Origin of the sequence: Paenibacillus sp. 32352 (genome assembly GCF_002042965.1) — a bacterium.
GTDB classification, from domain to species: Bacteria; Bacillota; Bacilli; order Paenibacillales; family NBRC-103111; genus Paenibacillus_S; species Paenibacillus_S vulneris.
This window is the reverse complement of sequence record NZ_MZNT01000007.1, coordinates 138,494-157,270: the sequence shown is the minus strand read 5'-3', so window position 1 is coordinate 157,270 and position 18,777 is coordinate 138,494. Positions and strand designations below refer to the sequence as shown.

Below are 18,777 nucleotides of genomic sequence, written 5' to 3'. Positions count from 1 at the left end.
TATCTGGAAGTTCATTCATTTAAATAGATAATACGGACAACATCTCTTGTATATAGATAGAAAAGGAAGATAAGTATGTGCGAATGAATTCAATGTAAGGAGGGGGTCTACATCCGACGGTCGGTTGGGAAAAGCATCCCCAGAAAAGAATCGTGGGATAAGGTTACAGGGGCGGCGCAATACGTAAATGATATTCCGGCATCAAGGCTGCTGTATGCGAAGCTTGCTACAAGTCCTCACGCCCACGCTTTAATAAAATCAATCGATTCATCCGAGGCCATGAAGATTTCTGGCGTTAAAGCTGTCGTTACAGGTCGTCATTATCCCGTCTTGACCGGGACGCCTTTGTCCGATCGCCCTCCACTTGCAATAGATAAGGTGAGATATCACGGCGAACCTGTGGCTATAGTTGTCGCAGAAGAAGAATACATAGCTGAGATGGCGGCCCGTCGAATCAAGGTAGAATACGAGCTGTTACCCGTCGTTCAGTCCCCCAAGGAAGCTTACCGGAGCAATGCTCCGATCATTCATGAGCGGTTGGAAGAGTATGCGCGCCATGAGGAGGTGTTCCCGGAGCCCGGGACTAACGTTGCAAACCGTACTAAAATACGCAAGGGGAATATGGAAGAGGGATGGAGGACTAGTGATCAAATTGTTGAAATCGAGGTTCGTTCACCTCAGTCAGATCATGCTGCGATGGAAAGACGCTGCAGTACGGCCCAGATTATGCCCGACGGACAAGTGATCATCCATTCCGCATCCCAATCGCCTTATGAAATTCAGAAGGAGATCAGCCAAATTTTCCATATTCCGCTTCATCAGGTGACTGTCCATACTCCGCTGGTCGGAGGAAGCTTTGGCGGGAAATCCACGATACAGCTGGAGTTTCTTGCCTATATGGCAACCCTTGCTGTAGGCGGCAAAGCAGTGAGATTGATTAATTCCCGTGAAGTGGACATGGTCACTTCTCCTGTTCATATTGGACTCGAATCCACCATAAAGCTTGGCTGCACCCGTGAAGGCAAACTGATGGCTGCAGAAATATGGCATTTTTTTGACGCCGGAGCCTATTCGGACAGGGGAGCGATCATGAGCCGGGCCGCAGCCGTCGACTGTACAGGGCCGTACCACATCGAGAATGTTCATTGCGATTCTTTGTGCATGTACACGAACCACCCGTACTCGACTTCCTTTCGGGGATTCGGCCATCCGGAACTGACATACGCCATAGAAAGAGCTATGGATGAGCTGGCGAAACGAATCGGGATGGATCCTTTGGAATTCCGATTTTATAATGCGATAGGGCCAGGGGCTACGTCTCCGACACAAACAGCGCTGAATAGAAGTAACCTGGGCGATTTGCCCATGTGCATTGCGAAATTAAAATCACTAATCCACTGGGACGACCGTCCCCAGCTTGAAATTCATGGTCATCTCGTCAGGGCAACAGGGGTTAGCTGTTTCTGGAAAAATTCGAGTACGCCGACAAATGCCGGAGCGGGAGCCACTGTAGTATTCAATCCCGATGGGAGTGTGAATTTGCTTTGCGGCGCAGTGGAAATTGGTCAAGGGACGAGGACAGCGCTGACTCAATTGTTAGCCGAGCGCTTGCGAATGGATGAACAGAGGATCCACATAACGCCGGATGTTAATACAGCAACCGATCCCCATCACTGGAAAACCGTGGCGAGCCGCAGCACCTTTCTTGTCGGCAATGCGATTCTGCAAGCGGCCGATGATGCCATCCTTCAGTTAAAAAGCATAGCGGCTGTCGTAATGCAATGCTTGCCAAAAGACTTGGAGGTAGGCGGGGGCCGGGTTTACTTGCAGAATGACCCTGATAGAGGGATTCCTATCGAGAAAATCGCTTACGGCTATACATACCCGAATGGCAATACAATCGGCGGACAAATCATCGGCCGCGGAAGCTACGCTATGCGGAACCTGACTTTATTGGATCCCGAGACTGGAAAAGGGAACCCCGGGCCGGAATGGACGGTTGGCGCTCAAGCGGTAGAGGTGGAATGGAATAGCAAAGATTTCACATACAAAATCATCAAAGCGGCAGCGGTCTTGGATGCCGGCAAAGTGATTAACCCTGCATTTGCCCGCAGCCAAGTGACAGGCGCCATGAGTATGGGCTTAAGTCTGGCAAGCCGGGAAGCTTTTGTATTCAATGAACAAGGTGCCGTCCTTAATCCGCAATTTCGAACCTACAAATTGATTCATTACGGGGAGCAGCCACAGTACTTCGTTGAATTCGTAGAGACGCCTCATTGGGAAGCGCCTTACGGCTTGCGCGGCATCGGGGAACATGGCTTGATCGGCATGCCCGCGGCTTTGGCCAATAGCTTGAGTATCGCCGCCGGTGTGCAGCTGAAACATTTGCCTCTGACGCCCGAGATGATCTGGAGGACGATGTATGATACCGCTGAACTTTGAATACTTCAAGCCTTCTACCATTCAGATGGCTGTCGAACAGTTTCAGCATTTGCAGAAGCAGGGGAAGCAGCCTATCTATTATTCCGGGGGAACGGAAATCATTACATGGGCTCGAACTCACGCCATCCATCCGGATGCTGTTATCGATATAAAATCCATACCGGAATGCAATGTCATGGGCATCCGTAACGGTTCGCTGATCATCGGGTCCTGCGTCACGTTATCCGCATTATCCGCCGCGAATCTGTTTCCATTGCTCAGTCAAACGGCCCTTGGAATAGCTGATCAAACAGCCCGGAACAAAATTACACTGGGAGGAAACATCTGTGGCAAAATTCATTACAGGGAAGTAGTGCTTCCGCTTCTTCTGGCCGATAGCCGTGTGCTTGTTGCAGGAGCGCATGGTATCCGGGAGGCTTCGATCCATCAGGTGTTTTCACAGCAAATCAGACTGGAGAAAGGTGAATTTCTCGTACAGACATTAACAGACCAAAGCAATTTGGGGCTGCCGTTCGTTCATTACAAAAAAAGGCAGATCGGGAGCATCGGCTACCCCGTAGTGACTCTAGCTGCGATGAAGAAGGACCGTAAGGTTCATACCGCATATAGCGGCGTCTGCTCGTTCCCGTTCCGATCCATCCCGATGGATGAGTTATTGAACGATTCTTCGATGGCATTGGAGACCAGAATAGAACTGGCAATCGGCAAGCTTCCCGCTCCGTTATTGACTAATGTCGAGGGGTCTGCCCCTTATCGGCGGTTTGTCCTTAAACAAACGATAGCGGATACGTTACACTCATTGGAAGGCAGGTGAAGGATGGTGTTGCGCGATTCGACTATGGTTCAGGTGCAGTGTGAAGTCAATGGCGATAAACGAACGATTCATGCAAGAGCCGCCGAGCTTCTTTTATATACGCTTCGTGATCATCTCGGGCTTACGGGAACCAAATCCGGCTGCGATAATGGCGATTGCGGCGCTTGTACCATTTTATTAGGTAACCTGCCCATGAAATCGTGCCTAATGCTCACTGTGGAAGCCGATGGAAAGCAGGTAACGACAATTGAAGGCTTGATGAATTCTCCGGTACCAGAGGCATTTGTTCGATATCAGGCGTTCCAGTGCGGATATTGCACGCCGGGGTTTATCATGAACTGCGAGGGGTTACGAAGGGCAGCACATCCCCATGCAGATGAAGAAACCATTCGGGTGTGGCTTCAGTCCAACATTTGCAGGTGCACGTCCTATGAAGAAATATATCTTGCAGTAAAGGAAATATTATCCCCGAAATCATCATGATGGACTAATCTCGAAGCAGAGGGAGGGAAGAGTTTGGCGGATATACATCGTATTCTGGAAGCTGTCCAACGTACCGGCCCTAGAAGTGTATTGGCAACAATTACCCATGTGAAAGGGAGCGCCTACCGGAAAGAAGGAGCCGCCATGCTGTTTCAGGAGGACGGTTCACAAATCGGGGTTCTCAGTGCCGGGTGCTTGGAAGCTCACCTTGCAGCCTGCGTGCCGGATATATTGGAAACCGGACTTTCCCGCAGCTTTGTGTTCGATATGCAATCATCGGATGTGTTGTCGTGGGGGGAAGAGCAGGGGTGCGGCGGTATTGTTCAGGTGACGATGGAGCCGGTAGATGATATTCTCAAGGATCATTTAGTCACATTGAAGCATTGCCTGGATCAGCAAAACACGGTTATGGCGATCAAAAGATTCGAACCGGATGGCTCCGTTGCCGAATACGGGTTCTTGACCCAAAATCTCCGCCTGTTCGGAGAATGGAGAGGGGATCTTCCTCGATCACTCACAGAGTTGATGTCCACCGGGACGGGTTCACACTGCAATAGCGGTAACAGATTCCTTTCATCCGACCCGTCTTCTTTGTTTGCGTATAGATATGAACCGAAGCCGAGACTCGTCTTGTTCGGTGCCGGACCCGATGCAAGACCGCTTGCTGCATTGGCTGCTGCTGCCGGCTTTTCCGTGTTGGTTAGCGATTGGAGACCCGCATTGTGCGACCGGCGTTATTTTCCGGATGCCGATTCCATCCTTGTTGGGTTTCCCGAAGAAACGATACCGGAGATTTCGTTTTCACCTTACGAATTTGTAGTGGTTATGACTCATCATTTGAAAAGGGATCAAGAGCTGCTTCGGCTGCTGTCTATAAAGCGCTTTCGCTATCTGGGCATTCTGGGGTCAAAAAGAAGAACGGAACGTTTGCTGTCCGATGTGCCGGTTGCTGTGAAGGCTCATTATCCTGTCGGGCTCGACATTGGAGCGGAAGGGCCTGAGGAAATTGCCGTCAGTATTGTGGCTGAGCTCATAGCCGTGCTTAGAAAAAATAGCGCTACAGGGATGGGTGCACCGTGAAGCGGAATAAGATCGTAGGGATTTATTTGGCCGCAGGACTAAGCACCCGAATGGGTTCGGATAAGCTTCGGCTCCCGCTGGGATCAATGCTTTTGGGAAATTATGCGTTGAGAGCGGCCTTGAGCTCCGACTTGGATCATGTAGTGATAGTGTCGGGGGACGGTGAAGCAGATTGGATCGACAGCTCATTGTATGTGGAGCCGATGTCTCGGAAATGGTCCGTTGTTCCGTGTTCTGATGCACACTTGGGGCAAGCGGGCTCTTTGCGGTGCGGTGTCATGGCTGCACAAGAGATGGAAGCGGAAGCGATTATGATCCTGTTAGCGGACCAGCCTTTGATCACTCCATCAATGATTAACAAGCTTCTGCTTGCATATCAATCCCATCCCAACAGCAGCTTCGCAGCCTCAAGATATGACGGCTTGGCAAGACCGCCGGTACTTTTTTCGAGGGGAACATTCCCAGACCTGCTCATGCTGCAGAAGGACGAAGGAGCGAGGCGGCTTATCCGCAACGATCCCTCCGGTATTTGTCTAGATTTTGCGAGCCCGCACTTGTTTATGGACGTGGATACTCCAGATGATTACAGGAATTTACTGGAGCTCTGGAAATCCTGAATCACCTGTTCTGCATTCATATATAACGCAAGCGGATACTGCTCTTCTTTTAAATGAGCGGGAGCCTGGATTTGCTGGGTAGATGCTTTAGAAATGGTGTTAGCAGCTTCAGGTTCCTCCAACCCTTTTTTCCAATGCTTGATGAGACTTGATAACTCAAACAAATGTTCGGACCACATGCGTTGATGATCTATTGCAAAATGGCCGCTTTCGGACCATTTCGTTAAAACCCGCAGCATGTCAGCCAGATTGGCATATCCGGACCGCAGCCGCTCCATGTGCCTCGTCAGCTGGTTCAAGATCATGCGCTTCCTGGTGCCTAACGGATTGTATTTCAAGCTCTTATCCGCTTGATCCAGCTCGGTCGTTGTCTGATGCAGCTCTTGAAATAACGACTGCAATTGGTTTTGCAGGGCTTGGGCTTTATGAGGGGGACAGCCTTCCTTGATCCATAGTGCCGTATTGGTAAACTGATGGGACAGATGATCTGAGAAATGGACCATCTTTTTGCGGGCTTTGTGAATGGAATCGGGCGGGAACACCAGCAAATGAATGACCATAGCGACAACAGCTCCGATTAGCGTATCGCGTACCCGGTCCAAGGGATAGCTCGGCATTTTGCTTTGAAAGTACATGACCAATAAAATGCTGAGAGCAACTTGTACCAGGATGGCATGGTCTAATTTCAACCAAGTTACCAATAGAGCTCCGACCAACAGGAGGAGGCCGATACTCCAACCGCTGGTACCAACTATAGGCGCGATCCATACAGTAAACAGGACGCCGGCAATGGTGCCCGTAATACGCTGCCATGCAAATTGAATGGACTTATCGACGGTTAATTGAATGGATAAAATGACCGTCAAAGGCGCAAGGTACGGATGCTGGGACCCGGCCCATTCCGCAATTTCCCACGAAAGAGCTGCCGCCAGCGGGATTTTCCATACGATCGCTTTGTTTTTGATAACATCCATCCATTTCTGCTTCATGTTGTTCACTCCCATCCTCAATGCCGACTCACTGCGGCAAATACCCCGTGATGTCTCCCCCGGCGGTTATCGTGACGGTTCCCTACAGTTTACCATTTCCCTGTATTAGGATTATCAATTGCTAGTCTGGTATACGTGAGCGGCTCTTATTTAATAATCGAAAAGCAGTAGACAGAGGAAAGTAACGGAAGCAGGGAGAAAGCTATGTTCGGATACCTCACAAAATGGTACTGTTAATAAAGAAGTCAAATCGGCCAACGGAGGTTAGGGCACCATGCAGATGGAAATACGAAATATCCTTTCGAAAAAAATTCTTAGCGATGCCAAGGGATACTTGGATATAGGTTTTACTCATTCCTTAAATCCGTACAGCGGCTGCGCTTTTTCGTGCAAGTACTGCTATGTGAGAGAAATGCCGATCCAAAAGTTCAAAGAGGTCCCTTGGGGAGAATGGGTCGACATCAAAACAAACGCCGCTGAAAATTACAGAAAGGAAATCGCTAGCCTTCGTCGAAGAAACAAGCCGGTTCGTCTGTTCATGTCCTCGGCGACCGATCCGTATCAGCCTATTGAGAGGGAAGCGGCTGTTACTCGGCGGGTACTGGAAGAAATGCTGGAAGCTCCGCCGGATCTGCTGCAAATACAGACCCGCAGCCCTCTTGTCACAAGGGACTTGGATTTGCTAGTGAAATTGAAGGATCAATGCAAGCTCCTTGTATCCATGACGATCGAAACAGACCGGGAGGAGATCAAGCGGACGTTTGCTCCGTATGCTCCGGGAATCCGATTGCGGCTCAAAGCATTAAAAGAGGTACATGAAGCGGGAATATCCACACAGGCTTCTATTTCTCCGGTGTTACCGTTTACCCCTGATTTTCCCAAGATGCTCGAAGGCATTGCCGATCGTATCTGGATCGATACGCTTCATATCGGCGACGGTTCGATGGGGAAGCGTTCAGAGCGTTTGGGCATGTCCCATATATTTGAAGCGCATGATTTATCGAAGTGGTACCATAAGGACATCCATTTTAAAGTTGAAAAGTATCTTATGAAGTTTTTTCCAAGCGATAAGATACACATCTCCAAAAACGATGCTTTTCCCGTGGACATATAAAGGCTAGGCGATATCTTATGTTCACTTCTCCGCTAATTTCCCCATATATCACATGCTGGTGATGCCCTACTTACGGGCGATTCTGCCCAATCCACCCATTCCAGATTGATACTACACCGGTCTGACATGCAAGCCTGACAGGTTCATCAACCGGCTCTCCCAGGTGAATTCTATTCGACCTCTTTTGGGAAAATAGTTGAAGCAACGGATAAAACTTTTAAGATTGTTTAAAAAATGAACATATACATTTGAATAGACCTCCAACATTTGGTTTGTAATGAGGTATAATTATGTAGTGATGATTAATTTAGCAACAAAGCTTGGAGGATTTCTATGCAAACGAAAATTCGCGTATTAGCGATTGCGCCTTATCCCGGCTTAAAGGATGTACTGCTTGATGCGGCAAGGCAAGAAGAGACGATTCAAATGGACGTAGAGGTTGCCGATTTGCAGGAGGCGATTCCCCTCGTTCAGCATGCTGAGGAAAGCGGATATGACATGATTGTGAGCCGGGGCGGTACGGCAACGGTGATTCGCGAGCATGTGACCATTCCGGTCGTAGACATTCCAGTCTCGGGGTATGACATCCTGAGGGTATTAACGCTTGTGAAAAATTCCAACGCCTCCGTGGCTATTATTGGATTCCCTTCCATATGCCGCGGGGTTAAAGAAGTATCCAGCCTGCTGCAAATGGACATCCCTTCCTATGAAGTGCAGCACAAGTCCGAGGTTGCGGCAGCGCTGCAGAAGGCTTTTCAATCGGGTGTCCAGCTTGTACTCGGCGACATGGTTACTATCCGTACCGCTCAGGACATGGGGCATCGGGGCATATTGATCACATCCGGCAGAGAATCGGCGGCGGATATGCTGGGCGAAGTGCACAGAGTGTACGAGGTGTACCGCAAAGGTCAGGAACAGGTGCGCTTTTACCAGCGTTTGCTGGATGCGGATTCTCGCGGGATCATCGCTCTGGATGACAAGCGGCGTGTCGAATATGTTAATGAAGCGGCTTGCCGGATGCTGCGTCAGGCAGAAGGAACACTGCGGGGGCAAAACATCGTCCTGGCCTCGGCCGCCTTGGCGAATGTAATCAAGCAGACCGGAGAAAGCCGGAACACCTCAGACCGCGAGCATTATGTGCATTTGTTTGATGAGCAGTATAAGGTCAGTGTCATGCTTCGAGAGGAGGAAGAACATCGGGGCTATTTGGTTTATCTGGAGTCGCTTACCGCATGGAGGAGTGAGCGTCGATTTGAAGCATACATCCCGTCACGACTTGCTACTTTCACACAGCTTGTAGGCACAAGCCCGACACTGCAAAAAACAGTCAACCGCGCCAAAAAATTCGCCGAATCGGACCGGAATATTTGGATATCGGGGGAGAGGGGAAGCGGCAAGTTCATGTTCGCGCAAGCGATCCATTCGTCCAGCCGTCGGCAGCAGGAAGGCTTCTATATGATTACATGCGAGGATGTAACCGATGAAGAGATGAACCGGCTTGTTTACGGAAGTGCAGGAGTTCCCGGGTTATTGCTCGGAGGTTATACAGGGACGCTGTATTTTAATCGCGCGGACCGTCTAAGTCCGGAGGCGCAGGAGATCGTTCTGCAGCTCATTCGCAGCAACCGCAACTTTCGCTTTATCGCTTCCTCCTCCATTGCTATGTCCAAGCTGGCTAAACGTGGCGATTATAACCAGGATTTGATTTATGCCGTAGGTGAGCTGCATCTAACCGTTCCGCCGCTCCGCGAGCATCTGGAGGACGCGGAAGAAATGATAAGGGGACTCATCGCAGAATATAATTCACAGTTCGGGAAGCAGATCGTAGGGATGAGAGAGACGGTGCTCGAGCGGCTCACCCAATACGATTGGCCTGGTAATATCCCGGAATTTGAGAGTACGATCCAGGAAATGCTTCTTATGACAAAAGGTCATTATACCGAATGGGAAGAAGTCCATGAAGTCTGGGAGCGTCTGATACAGCATGCAGGCTCCGGCACATCCCGCGCAGCGTATGCTCAGATTGATTTAAGCGGTACCTATGAGGAGATTGAGGAACGGATCTTGTTGCAAGTGCTGCAGGAAGAGGGAATGAATCAATCCAAAGCCTGTAAGAGACTTGGCATTAATCGGGCTACACTGTGGAGAAAAATGAACAAAATGTTTAAAAATAAAACATAAACAGGATTGAGTGGCGAAGAAAGAGCTTGTTATAATACTAAGGAAAGGTCTTATAACTTTCAAATTGTTGCAAAATAATACAAACATCTTGGAGGGTTACTTGTGAAAATTAAAGCGACAATTGAACGCATTCCCGGCGGAATGATGATTGTACCTTTGCTTTTGGGTGCCATTATTAACACGCTCTTTCCTTCGATTCCCAAGACGTTCGGTTCGTTCACCGGAGCGTTGATGACCGGTTCGCTGCCGATTCTGGCTGTATTCTATGTCTGCATGGGTTCGACCATCGATTTTAAAGCTACCCCCTATATTTTGAAAAAAGGCGGGACGCTGCTCGGGACTAAGATTTTGACTGCGGTTATCGTCGGTTTGATTGCCTCAAGATTTCTCGGTGAGGGCATGATTGAAAGCGGATTATTCGCAGGCTTGTCCGTCGTAGCGATTGTAGCAGCGATGAATGACACGAATGGCGGCTTGTATATGGCGCTGATGGGCCAGTTCGGCAAGAAGGAAGATGTCGGGGCTTACTCTATTATGTGCTTGGAGTCCGGTCCGTTTCTTACGATGATTACACTTGGCGTAGCAGGTTTGGCTGCATTTCCATGGCAGACGCTTGTAGGAGCCATCCTGCCGCTTGTGGTCGGCATGATTCTGGGGAACCTGGATAAAGAGCTGCGCGAGTTTTTGGGTAAGGCCGTACCGGTGATGGTTCCTTTCTTCTCATTCGCCCTTGGCGCCGGCTTGAATTTGCAAAATGTATGGCAAGCCGGTATTCTCGGTGTGCTGCTCGGTATTGGTGTTGTTGTTATCTCAGGAATTACCCTTCTGTTGATGGATCGTCTGACAGGCGGTAACGGGATTGCAGGCTTGTCCGCGGCATCCACAGCAGGGAATGCAGCAGGAGTTCCGGCGGCAGTAGCCGCAGCCAATTCCGTGTACGCTCCGGTTGTTCCGTCAGCGACGGCCCTGGTGGCGTCATGTGTTATCGTCACAGCGATTTTGGTGCCGATTGTCACGGCCTGGTGGGCCAAACGCGTCGGTGTAACGGCACGGCAATAACCGGTAGGAAGGCGTGTTCCGGCAGGTTTGCCGGACATGCTTTCTATTTTTCAAAGTAAGGGAGGGAGACGGATTGCTGCGGTTAGCAATTATTGCGGACGATTTAACGGGAGCTTCCGATTCCGGTGTGCAAGTGGCTAGAAAAGGGCTGCCGACTCAAGTAGTCTTTGATTGGTCGGAGCTGAACGCTTCATCTTCTAGAACGGAGACCATTGTCCTGGATACCGACAGCAGATCGGTACCAGGGGAGCTGGCGTACCAGCGCGTACGAGAGGCGGCCGCGTCCTTGAAGGAGCAAGGCTGCGCCTTTATATATAAAAAAATGGATTCCACGCTTCGTGGAAATCTGGGTCAAGAAATCGAAGCCGTCCTGGATGTGTACGGCTTTGAGGGGGCCATTGTCGTTCCGGCCTTTCCGAGAATAGGGAGAACGACGGTCGGCGGCAGGCATTACTTAAATGGGGTGCCGATCCATGAGACAGAGATCGGCAGGGACCCGAAGACGCCTGTTCCCGAAGCTGATATCAGCAAGCTGCTGTCGGGGCAAGCGAGGAGAACAGCGGTGAGCATTCCGCTCGCCGCTGTTCGCGAAGGTCTTTCGGCGTTGGAGGAGAGCGTCAATCATGCATTGAAGTCTGGTGCCGAGCTGTTAGTGATCGATGCTGAGACGGACGAGGATCTTCAACAAATTGCGGAGCTGATGCCAAAGCTTAAGGAACGATTATTATGGGCTGGCTCTGCCGGATTGGCCGAATATTTGCCTCTGTCATCCATTGGAATGGTCGGCTCGGATACGTCCACCGAAGGAGCTGATGTGGCTGAAGCTGCGGCAGATGCGGAACTGAAGCAAAAGGTTCAACGCGGCGGACAGCCTGTCATGCTCGTGGCCGGAAGCATCTCTCGTGTAACACGCGCTCAGGTGCAGAAGGTAAATGAGCAACCGGATGTGGCATGCGTGGAGCTGGACCCTTTGACACTGCTCGCATCGCCGGAGCAAGCCGCTCAGGAGAAGGAGCACTGCTACCGCAGACTGTCCTCAGCGCTTAATGCAGGCTCGGACGTATCGTTCTATGCAGGTTCATCGCCGGAGCAGGTAGCTGAAGCGCAGAAGCTCGGGTCGAGCCGGGGGATGGATGCATCCAGCGTATCCAATGCCATCGCGGATGCATTAGGGGAAGTAGCCGCGGCTGTGTGCTCGGCATATACGCTGCAGGGAATGGTGTTGACCGGAGGCGATACCGCTAAGGCGGTATGCCGCCATTTGGGTGTAAGGGGTATTGAATTGACTTCGGAGCTTGAACCGGGTATTCCGCTCGGCAGACTGATTGGCGCACGGAATGTACCTACAGTCACCAAAGCAGGAGCTTTTGGCAATGTCGATTCGTTATGGCATGCCATGCAAATTTTGAAAGGGGAGTATACACATGAATAAACCGATCATTGGTATTACCATGGGGGACGGAGCCGGAGTCGGGCCGGAGATTATTATGAAGGCGCTGAGTGATGCGGAGATGTATGTGCAAAGCCGTCCTTTTGTTATCGGGGACGCCAAGCTCCTTGAGAGAGCGGCGCAGGTTGTTCGCAGCGGACTCAAGGTCAATACGATTGCAGCGCTTCAGGAAGCCAAATTCGAGCATGGTACCGTTGACTGCTGGGATTTGAATTTGCTTCCCGCAGATTTGCCGTTCGGCAAGGTAAGTCCTGAGGCGGGCCATGCCGCGTTCATGTACTTGCAGCAAGCCATCGAGCTGGCGAACCGGGGAGAGATTGACGCGATCTGTACGGCGCCGTTGAATAAAGAAGCTCTTCACAAGGGAGGCCATATTTACCCGGGCCACACGGAAATTTTGGCGGAGCTGACCGGCACCAAGGACTATTCGATGATGCTGTCCGCACCTAAGCTGAAGGTCATTCATGTGACGACGCATGTCGGCATTATCGATGCGGTGAAGCAGATTAATCCGGACCGTGTGTACAAGGTGATCCGTCTGGCCCACGAAACCTTGCAAAAGGCAGGCTACACCGCACCAAAAATTGCGGTATGCGGCATCAACCCGCATGCGGGCGAGAACGGATTGTTTGGCTACGGCGAAGAGGAAGAAAAGGTCATTCCCGGTGTACAGCGTGCTCAACAGGAAGGCATTCAAGCCGTCGGTCCGCTGCCTGCTGATACGTTATTTTTCCGTGCTACGCGCGGGGATTTCGATATCGTCGTAGCTATGTATCACGATCAGGGTCACGGCCCGATCAAGGTGCTCGGCCTGGAAGCCGGCGTCAACATCACGGTAGGACTGCCGATCATCCGCACGAGCGTCGACCATGGCACGGCCTTTGACATCGCAGGAAAAGGCATTGCCGATGAACAAAGCATGAAGGAAGCGCTGCGCCAAGCTATTGAGCTCGCTCCTAAGCGTTAATGGATTTTGCCGATAGGCTGCAGTAAGGCCCTGAATCGCCATTCTCATATTCCCAATCCAAGTCTGCTAGGCTCCATGGGAATATGAAGCGGCTGATAAGGGCCTTTTTCTTTATGGCACGAAAACCAACGCCCCGCTTTGCGGAGGTATTTTATGTCCCATAAAGAGTGTACGAATAGTCTTAAGCCCAAAGACCCGTTGTTTTTTGTCTGGCAGTTTTCTATACTCTTCATAAGACTTTGACTGGGAGCGGGTATGTCATGATTCATTTGAAAGATATTGGGAAGTTCGCAGAACTGCCGGAAATCGCGATGCACATTTACGAAGGGAATATTCCGGTATTGCTGGAAGCCGTAGCATCGGGATGGGATATAGAGGAAGGTATTGTACTTAGCCAATATACCACGTTAAGTCCATTAGATCTGGCGATAATATCCGGAAGACTGGATGTTGTTAAGCTGCTGGTCGAGCATGGAGTTAACTTGAATGTTGAACATAATCCTGCTTTTTTACGCGCTGTACGCTATGGCAAGGAAGATATGGTTCGTTACGTTGCCGAACATGGCGCCAGGATGGACATGCTGAATCAAGTTCGGTCCGGAGCTTATTCCCAAGCCTACTACGGCAACAAATCCAATATTCCGCTTATTCGTGAGCTGGGATTGGATATTAAACAGCATGGGGGTGCCGTGCTGCGTCATGCCGTATCCGATCATGATTTGAAAACAATCGATTATTTACTCGAGCATGGGGTGGATATTAATTACAATCAGCCGGATATGGTGTACCCTTATCGTGCGACTCCTTTAACCGTTGCAACGCGCTTGGGTAATGCAGCGATGGTAAAACATTTGATTGAACGTGGTGCGGACGTTACGATGGCAGAGAAAGACGGCGAGAGGCCTTATACGATTGCCGTAATGAATAAAAATACGGCTTTGGCTGATTATCTGAAATCATTGGAGCCGGCTGAGTTTCATCATTTGGAGAACAAAAAATATGAACTGAAAAAGTATAAATTGACCGATGAGCTGATCCGCTTTCTTACCGGGGATAAGCTTCGTGTCGAGTTAGCGCCAAATGATTATGAGATCAGGTATATCGATTTTTTCACCTTGACTGATACCTTTGAGATGCGAATCGGTCGTCAAAAGCTGCTGCGGCTATCGGCCGATATCGATAATTACTCCGATGTTCAGCTCGTATGGAACCCCAAGAAAAAGGGCTTGATCGGCTGTTATGATGCGGAGCATCAAGAGTATGCCGATTTGTGCAGCTTCCCGGAGTTCCTTGCTCAGCCTGAATTGTACCTCATCCGGTTTCTTGAGGGCGAGTGTTGACATGAAGCAGTTTCCTTCAAGCATCTCGTTTCGCTATTCATGTCGGTCTTATCAGCAAAAAATATTGGACAACCTGGATCTGACAACTCAGCTAAAAAGGGATAGATCATCCAGTAAAATGGACCGATCTATCCTATTTTTACTTTACAGGGATTCCTCTGCCGCATTGGCTACCAGAACTTTAACACCTTTCAGCTTTGCGCATCAATCCACCATCCCGTTTCGAAGAGCGGCGACTACGACCTGTGTGCGGTCCTCGCAGCTGAATTTCTGCAGAATGCGGTGAACATGGGACTTAACGGTGCCCTCGGTAATGAACAGCTTTTTCGCTATTTGGTCATTGCGGAGACCGTAGGCCATTTCCTGAAGGATCTGCTGTTCACGTTCTGTCAATGGGTCAATAAGCAGCGGCTTGGCATCCGTTACGTTAGGGGTATTTGCTGAGGAAGCGACCCGAAGCAGGGCATTGGCCGCGAGACTTGTCTTGTAAATGGCCTCACCGCGAAATGCGGAACGTACAGCCTCCAGCATCTGTTCCACCTCTGCGTCCTTCAATAAATATCCGACCGCTCCAGACCGAATTCCTTGATAAATATACTCCTGATCATCAAAAGTCGTGAGAATAACCGTTTTCGTAGCCGGCCACTGTCTCTTAATTTCTCGAGTCGCTTCGATGCCGGACTTTCTTGGCATTTGGATATCCATTAATATCACATCCGGACGAAGCTCTGAGGCCAAATCAATCGCTTCCTGACCGTCGGATGCTTCTCCGACTAACTGCATATCGGGCTGCAATCCGATAACATAGCTGAATCCTTGCCGAATCATAGTTTGATCGTCGGCAAGCAGTACCTTAATTTTATGATGCTCCTGCATCCTCAATCCTCCTCTTCCAGTTCACCTGATGAACGATCTCTATATGGTATAGCCGCAGTAAGCTCCAACCCGCTTGGTACCAAACTCGTGAGAAGAAGACTTCCACCAAGCTCCTCAATCCTTGTCTTCATAACCTTGATGCCGTATCCTTCCTTGATATCGTTTATAGCTGTGACAACCCCGTTATCGCGGATAGTCATTACAAGCTTATCGGTCCGCCTAAAAAGCCCAACCTCGACTTGGGTCGCTTGCGAATGCCGGATAATATTCGTAATGGCTTCTTGAAGAACTCTGAAAAAGGTTTCATATGCCTCCGCCTCAACCTCTCCATCCTGTAAATCAGTGTGAAAGGTATAAGCAATGGAAGCGGTAGCCTCCATTCGGGCGAGCAGTGATTTTAAGCCTGTTACTCCAGGTATGGAGCGGTTGTCCGCAAGAGCATGAACAGAGGTGCGTATATCCTGAAGCCCTTGGCGTGCTACGGCCAGCATACCGTCCAGCGAATGTGCGGCACGCTCCGGATCTGCTTTCACCATATAGCGCAGAGCCTGTATTTGTACAATCAAGGACGTGAGACTATGTCCGACCGCATCGTGGATATCCCTTGCAATCCGTGTTCTTTCTTCGAGGACCGCGTATTGCATAGTGGTGGCCGAAGCCTGATGGAGCTGGTCGTAGGCTGATTGAAGCTCCTCCAGATGCTTTTTATTTAATTCATACATTTCATTCCGTTGTCTTCGGCTTCGTATGGAGAAGTACAGGGCTGTCGCAAAGAAGAGAAAGGAGATGATATTAAAAATATCTCCGCTTCCGAATTTCACATAGAATGCCGCGGTTACGCAAATGGCTAGTATCGCAGGGGTCTGCAGTTTGATAAAGGATAGGCGAATAGCCCCCACAAATAAAATGATTGCGATGATGTATATGAGGTTCATTTCTTGAAATCCGAACACCCCGACTGCGGCTTCCAGCAAAAGCAGGCATGCAGCCAGCATCAGTCTTGTTCTTGTCCAGAGCTTCTTAGGGAGAAAAAGCATACAGGTATAGGTTACCCAGAGTACTACATTGAGTGCGATTTTCAGGGGAGGACCTTGGAGAAAATGATTGAACTGCATTAAAAAAAATAAAAAAGCGGAGTCGGTTACAGGTCTTCCATACAAGTAATATTTCATCGTGACCCTCCTTTACCATGCAACCACTCCATTGTGCCATGCTTTCATGAAAAAAATCAATCAATAGAGCCTATTTTGGAGCAATATCTATCTGTAGATAGAGAAGAGCGGGAGAACACTCTATCTTCAGCTAGTCGAACCTAATTCGCGGGAAAGGTAGTATAGAAGCATGAAACGCATTATGTTAAGGGGGCATCGTTTTATGCAAACACAGGTTATAATCACGGGTTTACTTATTATTTTTATTATGTACCGTATGTTTTTGAGAATTCGCCGTAATATCGGCTGGCAGCAGCTGCAGCCGCGCAAAATGGGTGTGTCCATAGTTCTTTTGAGTATCATTGGGCTGTTGTTTCTTATGGTAGGAACATTCCAGGTAAGCACCGTCATATCGGATCTGCTCGGTATTCTCGCTGGAGGTATTCTGGCTTATGTTGGAGCTCAGCTTACTCAGATAGAGATGCGCAATGGTCATTGGTTTTATCGCCCGAATCTATGGATCGGAAGCCTCGTAACTGTTATTTTTATTGGACGCTTCATATATCGGTTATTTGGGATATATACGGCGGGTGCTTCAGATACCCTGCAATCAGGCAATCCCTGGGCAAACTCTGTGTTTAGTTCGGGTTCCGGTTGGACAGCCGGTCTCATACTTATTATGTTCGCTTATTACATCACTTACAATGTGATGATGCTGCGTAAGCAAAGATTTGCAAGCTCCAGAGCATAAACGCCTCAACGTGTGGTACCGGAAGCTTCAGCTTTTTAAGAGGAGCTGCTGCGATTGTCCTCTATCTCGCAGCCTATGCCTCAAGCACATGTAGGACGCTAAGAGGCGATAAGGACATGGCCGGTAAGCTACCCCCAAGAAGGGATGATATGTGGAGAAGGGTGGAGTATACTAAACCTAATACCGCAAAAGGCAAGCGGAAATTTCTACTTGAAAGGTGATGGGTATGGCACGTGTATTGGTGGTTAATGCCGGTTCCGAAGGACATATTAATCCGACGCTCGGTGTAGTTCAGGAACTGATCCGCCGCGGCGAAGAGGTGGTTTACTTTTTATCGGAACCCTTTCGTGATCTCGTAGAGCCGACGGGGGCAAAGGTCATTACGCTTGATAACGGCAAATTTATAAAGGCATTTATTGCAGGAGGAAGAAGTCCTTGGGCTCGAGTGGGCGGACTGCTGCGCACCGCCGATATCGTCATCCCCAGCCTCTTGCAGCAAATTGGAGAAGAGCGGTTTGATTACATGATTCATGACTCGATGTTTGGCTGCGGCCGGCTGCTTGCACAAATCCTTAATTTGCCGGCAATCAACTCATGCACAAGCTTTGCCTCTCAGCAAAACGACTTTGACAAATTGCAGGATCGCCTGACACAGCAGTTTCCGGCAGAGGTAAATGATCAAGCGAAACAGGAGTTTCAACAGCTGGTCCATAAAGTGCAGGCAGAATACCCTGTGCAAATTCATTCCGCTTATGAGGTTTTCTGCAATCCGGCTCCAATGACTCTCGTCTACACATCCAAATTATTTCAACCCGATGGCGGCAGCTTTGACGAGACGTATAAGTTTGTCGGTCCGTCAATCGTGCCTCGCTCTCAAGAATCGTTTAATTTTTCTAATGTGGACAAGGATCGCCTGATCTATATCTCTCTCGGTACCGTATTTAATCAAGCTGCGGATTTTTATAAGCTATGTTTTGCCGCGTTCGCCGGAACGAACTACTCTGTCATCATGTCCGTCGGAAAACAAACCAGGATTGAAGAATTAGGGGATATTCCTGCCAATTTTATCGTTCGGGATTACGTACCTCAACTGGAAATATTGCAGCATGCCCAATTATTTATTACCCACGGAGGAATGAATAGCACTAGTGAAGCACTTTATAACAGTGTGCCGCTGATCGTTCTTCCCCAAAGTGCCGACCAGCCTGTTATAGCGCGTCGCGTGGCGGAAACCGGGGCAGGCATCCAGCTGAATCAGGAGAGTTTGACCGCGGATGAGCTCAGAGGAGCGGCAGAACGCGTACTCAAGGATGGATCATTCCGCAAAGCAAGCGAAGCCATTGGCGAGTCTTTCCGTGCCGCGGGAGGGTACCGGCGAGCCGTCGAGGAAATCTTGGCGTACAAACAAAGTCTGGGTATATAGAACGGGAATGTTTCTATGTTAAGGCTTGTCCCAACGTAAT

General features: G+C 49.6%; 16 protein-coding genes. 13 read left to right on the top strand and 3 right to left on the bottom strand.

Translation table 11 applies throughout. The annotated features are described in order from the left end of the window. Nucleotides 1-111 precede the first annotated feature (111 nt). The 5 genes from B1728_RS17825 to B1728_RS17805 are packed head-to-tail and all read left to right on the top strand — an operon-like array spanning nucleotide 112 to nucleotide 5,436. On the top strand, nucleotides 112-2,442 hold the full coding sequence (locus B1728_RS17825) for a xanthine dehydrogenase family protein molybdopterin-binding subunit (RefSeq protein ID WP_079911659.1): 2,331 nt from the start codon (nucleotides 112-114) through the stop codon (nucleotides 2,440-2,442). Next, on the top strand, nucleotides 2,423-3,256 hold the full coding sequence (locus B1728_RS17820; protein ID WP_079911658.1) for an FAD binding domain-containing protein: 834 nt from the start codon (nucleotides 2,423-2,425) through the stop codon (nucleotides 3,254-3,256). The genes B1728_RS17825 and B1728_RS17820 overlap by 20 nt, the downstream gene beginning before the upstream one ends. 9 nt (nucleotides 3,257-3,265) lie before the next feature. Beyond that, a complete protein-coding gene (locus B1728_RS17815) occupies nucleotides 3,266-3,739 on the top strand; it encodes a (2Fe-2S)-binding protein (RefSeq protein ID WP_079911920.1) in 474 nt (157 codons plus the stop codon). A 33-nt stretch (nucleotides 3,740-3,772) separates the two neighbouring features. After that, nucleotides 3,773-4,819 carry an XdhC family protein gene (locus B1728_RS17810; protein WP_079911657.1) on the top strand — a complete coding sequence of 349 codons (1,047 nt, stop codon included), beginning with the start codon at nucleotides 3,773-3,775 and terminating at the stop codon, nucleotides 4,817-4,819. Continuing rightward, on the top strand, nucleotides 4,816-5,436 hold the full coding sequence (locus B1728_RS17805; RefSeq protein WP_079911656.1) for a nucleotidyltransferase family protein: 621 nt from the start codon (nucleotides 4,816-4,818) through the stop codon (nucleotides 5,434-5,436). The genes B1728_RS17810 and B1728_RS17805 overlap by 4 nt, the downstream gene beginning before the upstream one ends. Here B1728_RS17805 and B1728_RS17800 read toward each other — a convergent pair. After that, nucleotides 5,403-6,425: an FUSC family protein gene (locus B1728_RS17800; RefSeq protein WP_079911654.1), complete on the bottom strand. Its 1,023-nt coding sequence runs from the start codon at nucleotides 6,423-6,425 to the stop codon at nucleotides 5,403-5,405. The two genes, B1728_RS17805 and B1728_RS17800, sit on opposite strands and share 34 nt — an antisense overlap. Before the next feature lie 274 nt (nucleotides 6,426-6,699). Between B1728_RS17800 and B1728_RS17795 the strand changes: the two genes are divergently transcribed. The 6 genes from B1728_RS17795 to B1728_RS17770 all read left to right on the top strand — a co-directional run bounded on the left by B1728_RS17795 (nucleotide 6,700) and on the right by B1728_RS17770 (nucleotide 14,536). Then, nucleotides 6,700-7,539, top strand: coding sequence for an SPL family radical SAM protein (locus tag B1728_RS17795; protein WP_179136064.1), 840 nt, complete (start codon nucleotides 6,700-6,702; stop codon nucleotides 7,537-7,539). Nucleotides 7,540-7,872: 333 nt separating this feature from the next. Then, nucleotides 7,873-9,720 carry a sigma-54-dependent Fis family transcriptional regulator gene (locus B1728_RS17790; protein ID WP_079911653.1) on the top strand — a complete coding sequence of 616 codons (1,848 nt, stop codon included), beginning with the start codon at nucleotides 7,873-7,875 and terminating at the stop codon, nucleotides 9,718-9,720. A gap of 102 nt (nucleotides 9,721-9,822) precedes the next feature. After that, nucleotides 9,823-10,779 (top strand): 2-keto-3-deoxygluconate permease, encoded by a 957-nt coding sequence (locus B1728_RS17785; protein WP_079911651.1) that lies wholly within the window; start codon nucleotides 9,823-9,825, stop codon nucleotides 10,777-10,779. 73 nt (nucleotides 10,780-10,852) lie between these two features. Further along, on the top strand, nucleotides 10,853-12,211 hold the full coding sequence (locus tag B1728_RS17780) for a four-carbon acid sugar kinase family protein (RefSeq protein WP_079911650.1): 1,359 nt from the start codon (nucleotides 10,853-10,855) through the stop codon (nucleotides 12,209-12,211). After that, nucleotides 12,204-13,196 carry a 4-hydroxythreonine-4-phosphate dehydrogenase PdxA gene (gene pdxA / locus B1728_RS17775; RefSeq protein ID WP_179136063.1) on the top strand — a complete coding sequence of 331 codons (993 nt, stop codon included), beginning with the start codon at nucleotides 12,204-12,206 and terminating at the stop codon, nucleotides 13,194-13,196. Before B1728_RS17780 ends, pdxA begins: the two co-directional genes overlap by 8 nt. A gap of 260 nt (nucleotides 13,197-13,456) precedes the next feature. Further along, complete coding sequence (locus tag B1728_RS17770; protein WP_079911647.1) at nucleotides 13,457-14,536, top strand: ankyrin repeat domain-containing protein; 1,080 nt, start codon at nucleotides 13,457-13,459, stop codon at nucleotides 14,534-14,536. Between the two features lie 204 nt (nucleotides 14,537-14,740). Here the strand turns inward: B1728_RS17770 and B1728_RS17765 are convergent, their stop codons facing one another. Together B1728_RS17765 and B1728_RS17760 are read right to left on the bottom strand one after the other, a co-directional pair. Then, the gene (locus B1728_RS17765; protein WP_079911645.1) at nucleotides 14,741-15,412 is read right to left on the bottom strand and encodes a response regulator transcription factor; all 672 of its coding nucleotides are present in this window, start codon (nucleotides 15,410-15,412) and stop codon (nucleotides 14,741-14,743) included. 2 nt (nucleotides 15,413-15,414) lie between these two features. After that, entirely contained in the window at nucleotides 15,415-16,584 is a 1,170-nt protein-coding gene (locus B1728_RS17760; RefSeq protein WP_079911644.1) for a sensor histidine kinase, read from the bottom strand. A gap of 169 nt (nucleotides 16,585-16,753) precedes the next feature. Here B1728_RS17760 and B1728_RS17755 point away from each other — a divergent pair, with 169 nt between their 5' ends. Together B1728_RS17755 and B1728_RS17750 are read left to right on the top strand one after the other, a co-directional pair. Beyond that, on the top strand, nucleotides 16,754-17,314 hold the full coding sequence (locus tag B1728_RS17755; RefSeq protein WP_144027908.1) for a CcdC protein domain-containing protein: 561 nt from the start codon (nucleotides 16,754-16,756) through the stop codon (nucleotides 17,312-17,314). A gap of 226 nt (nucleotides 17,315-17,540) precedes the next feature. Further along, on the top strand, nucleotides 17,541-18,737 hold the full coding sequence (locus tag B1728_RS17750) for a macrolide family glycosyltransferase (protein ID WP_079911640.1): 1,197 nt from the start codon (nucleotides 17,541-17,543) through the stop codon (nucleotides 18,735-18,737). Nucleotides 18,738-18,777: the final 40 nt, after the last annotated feature.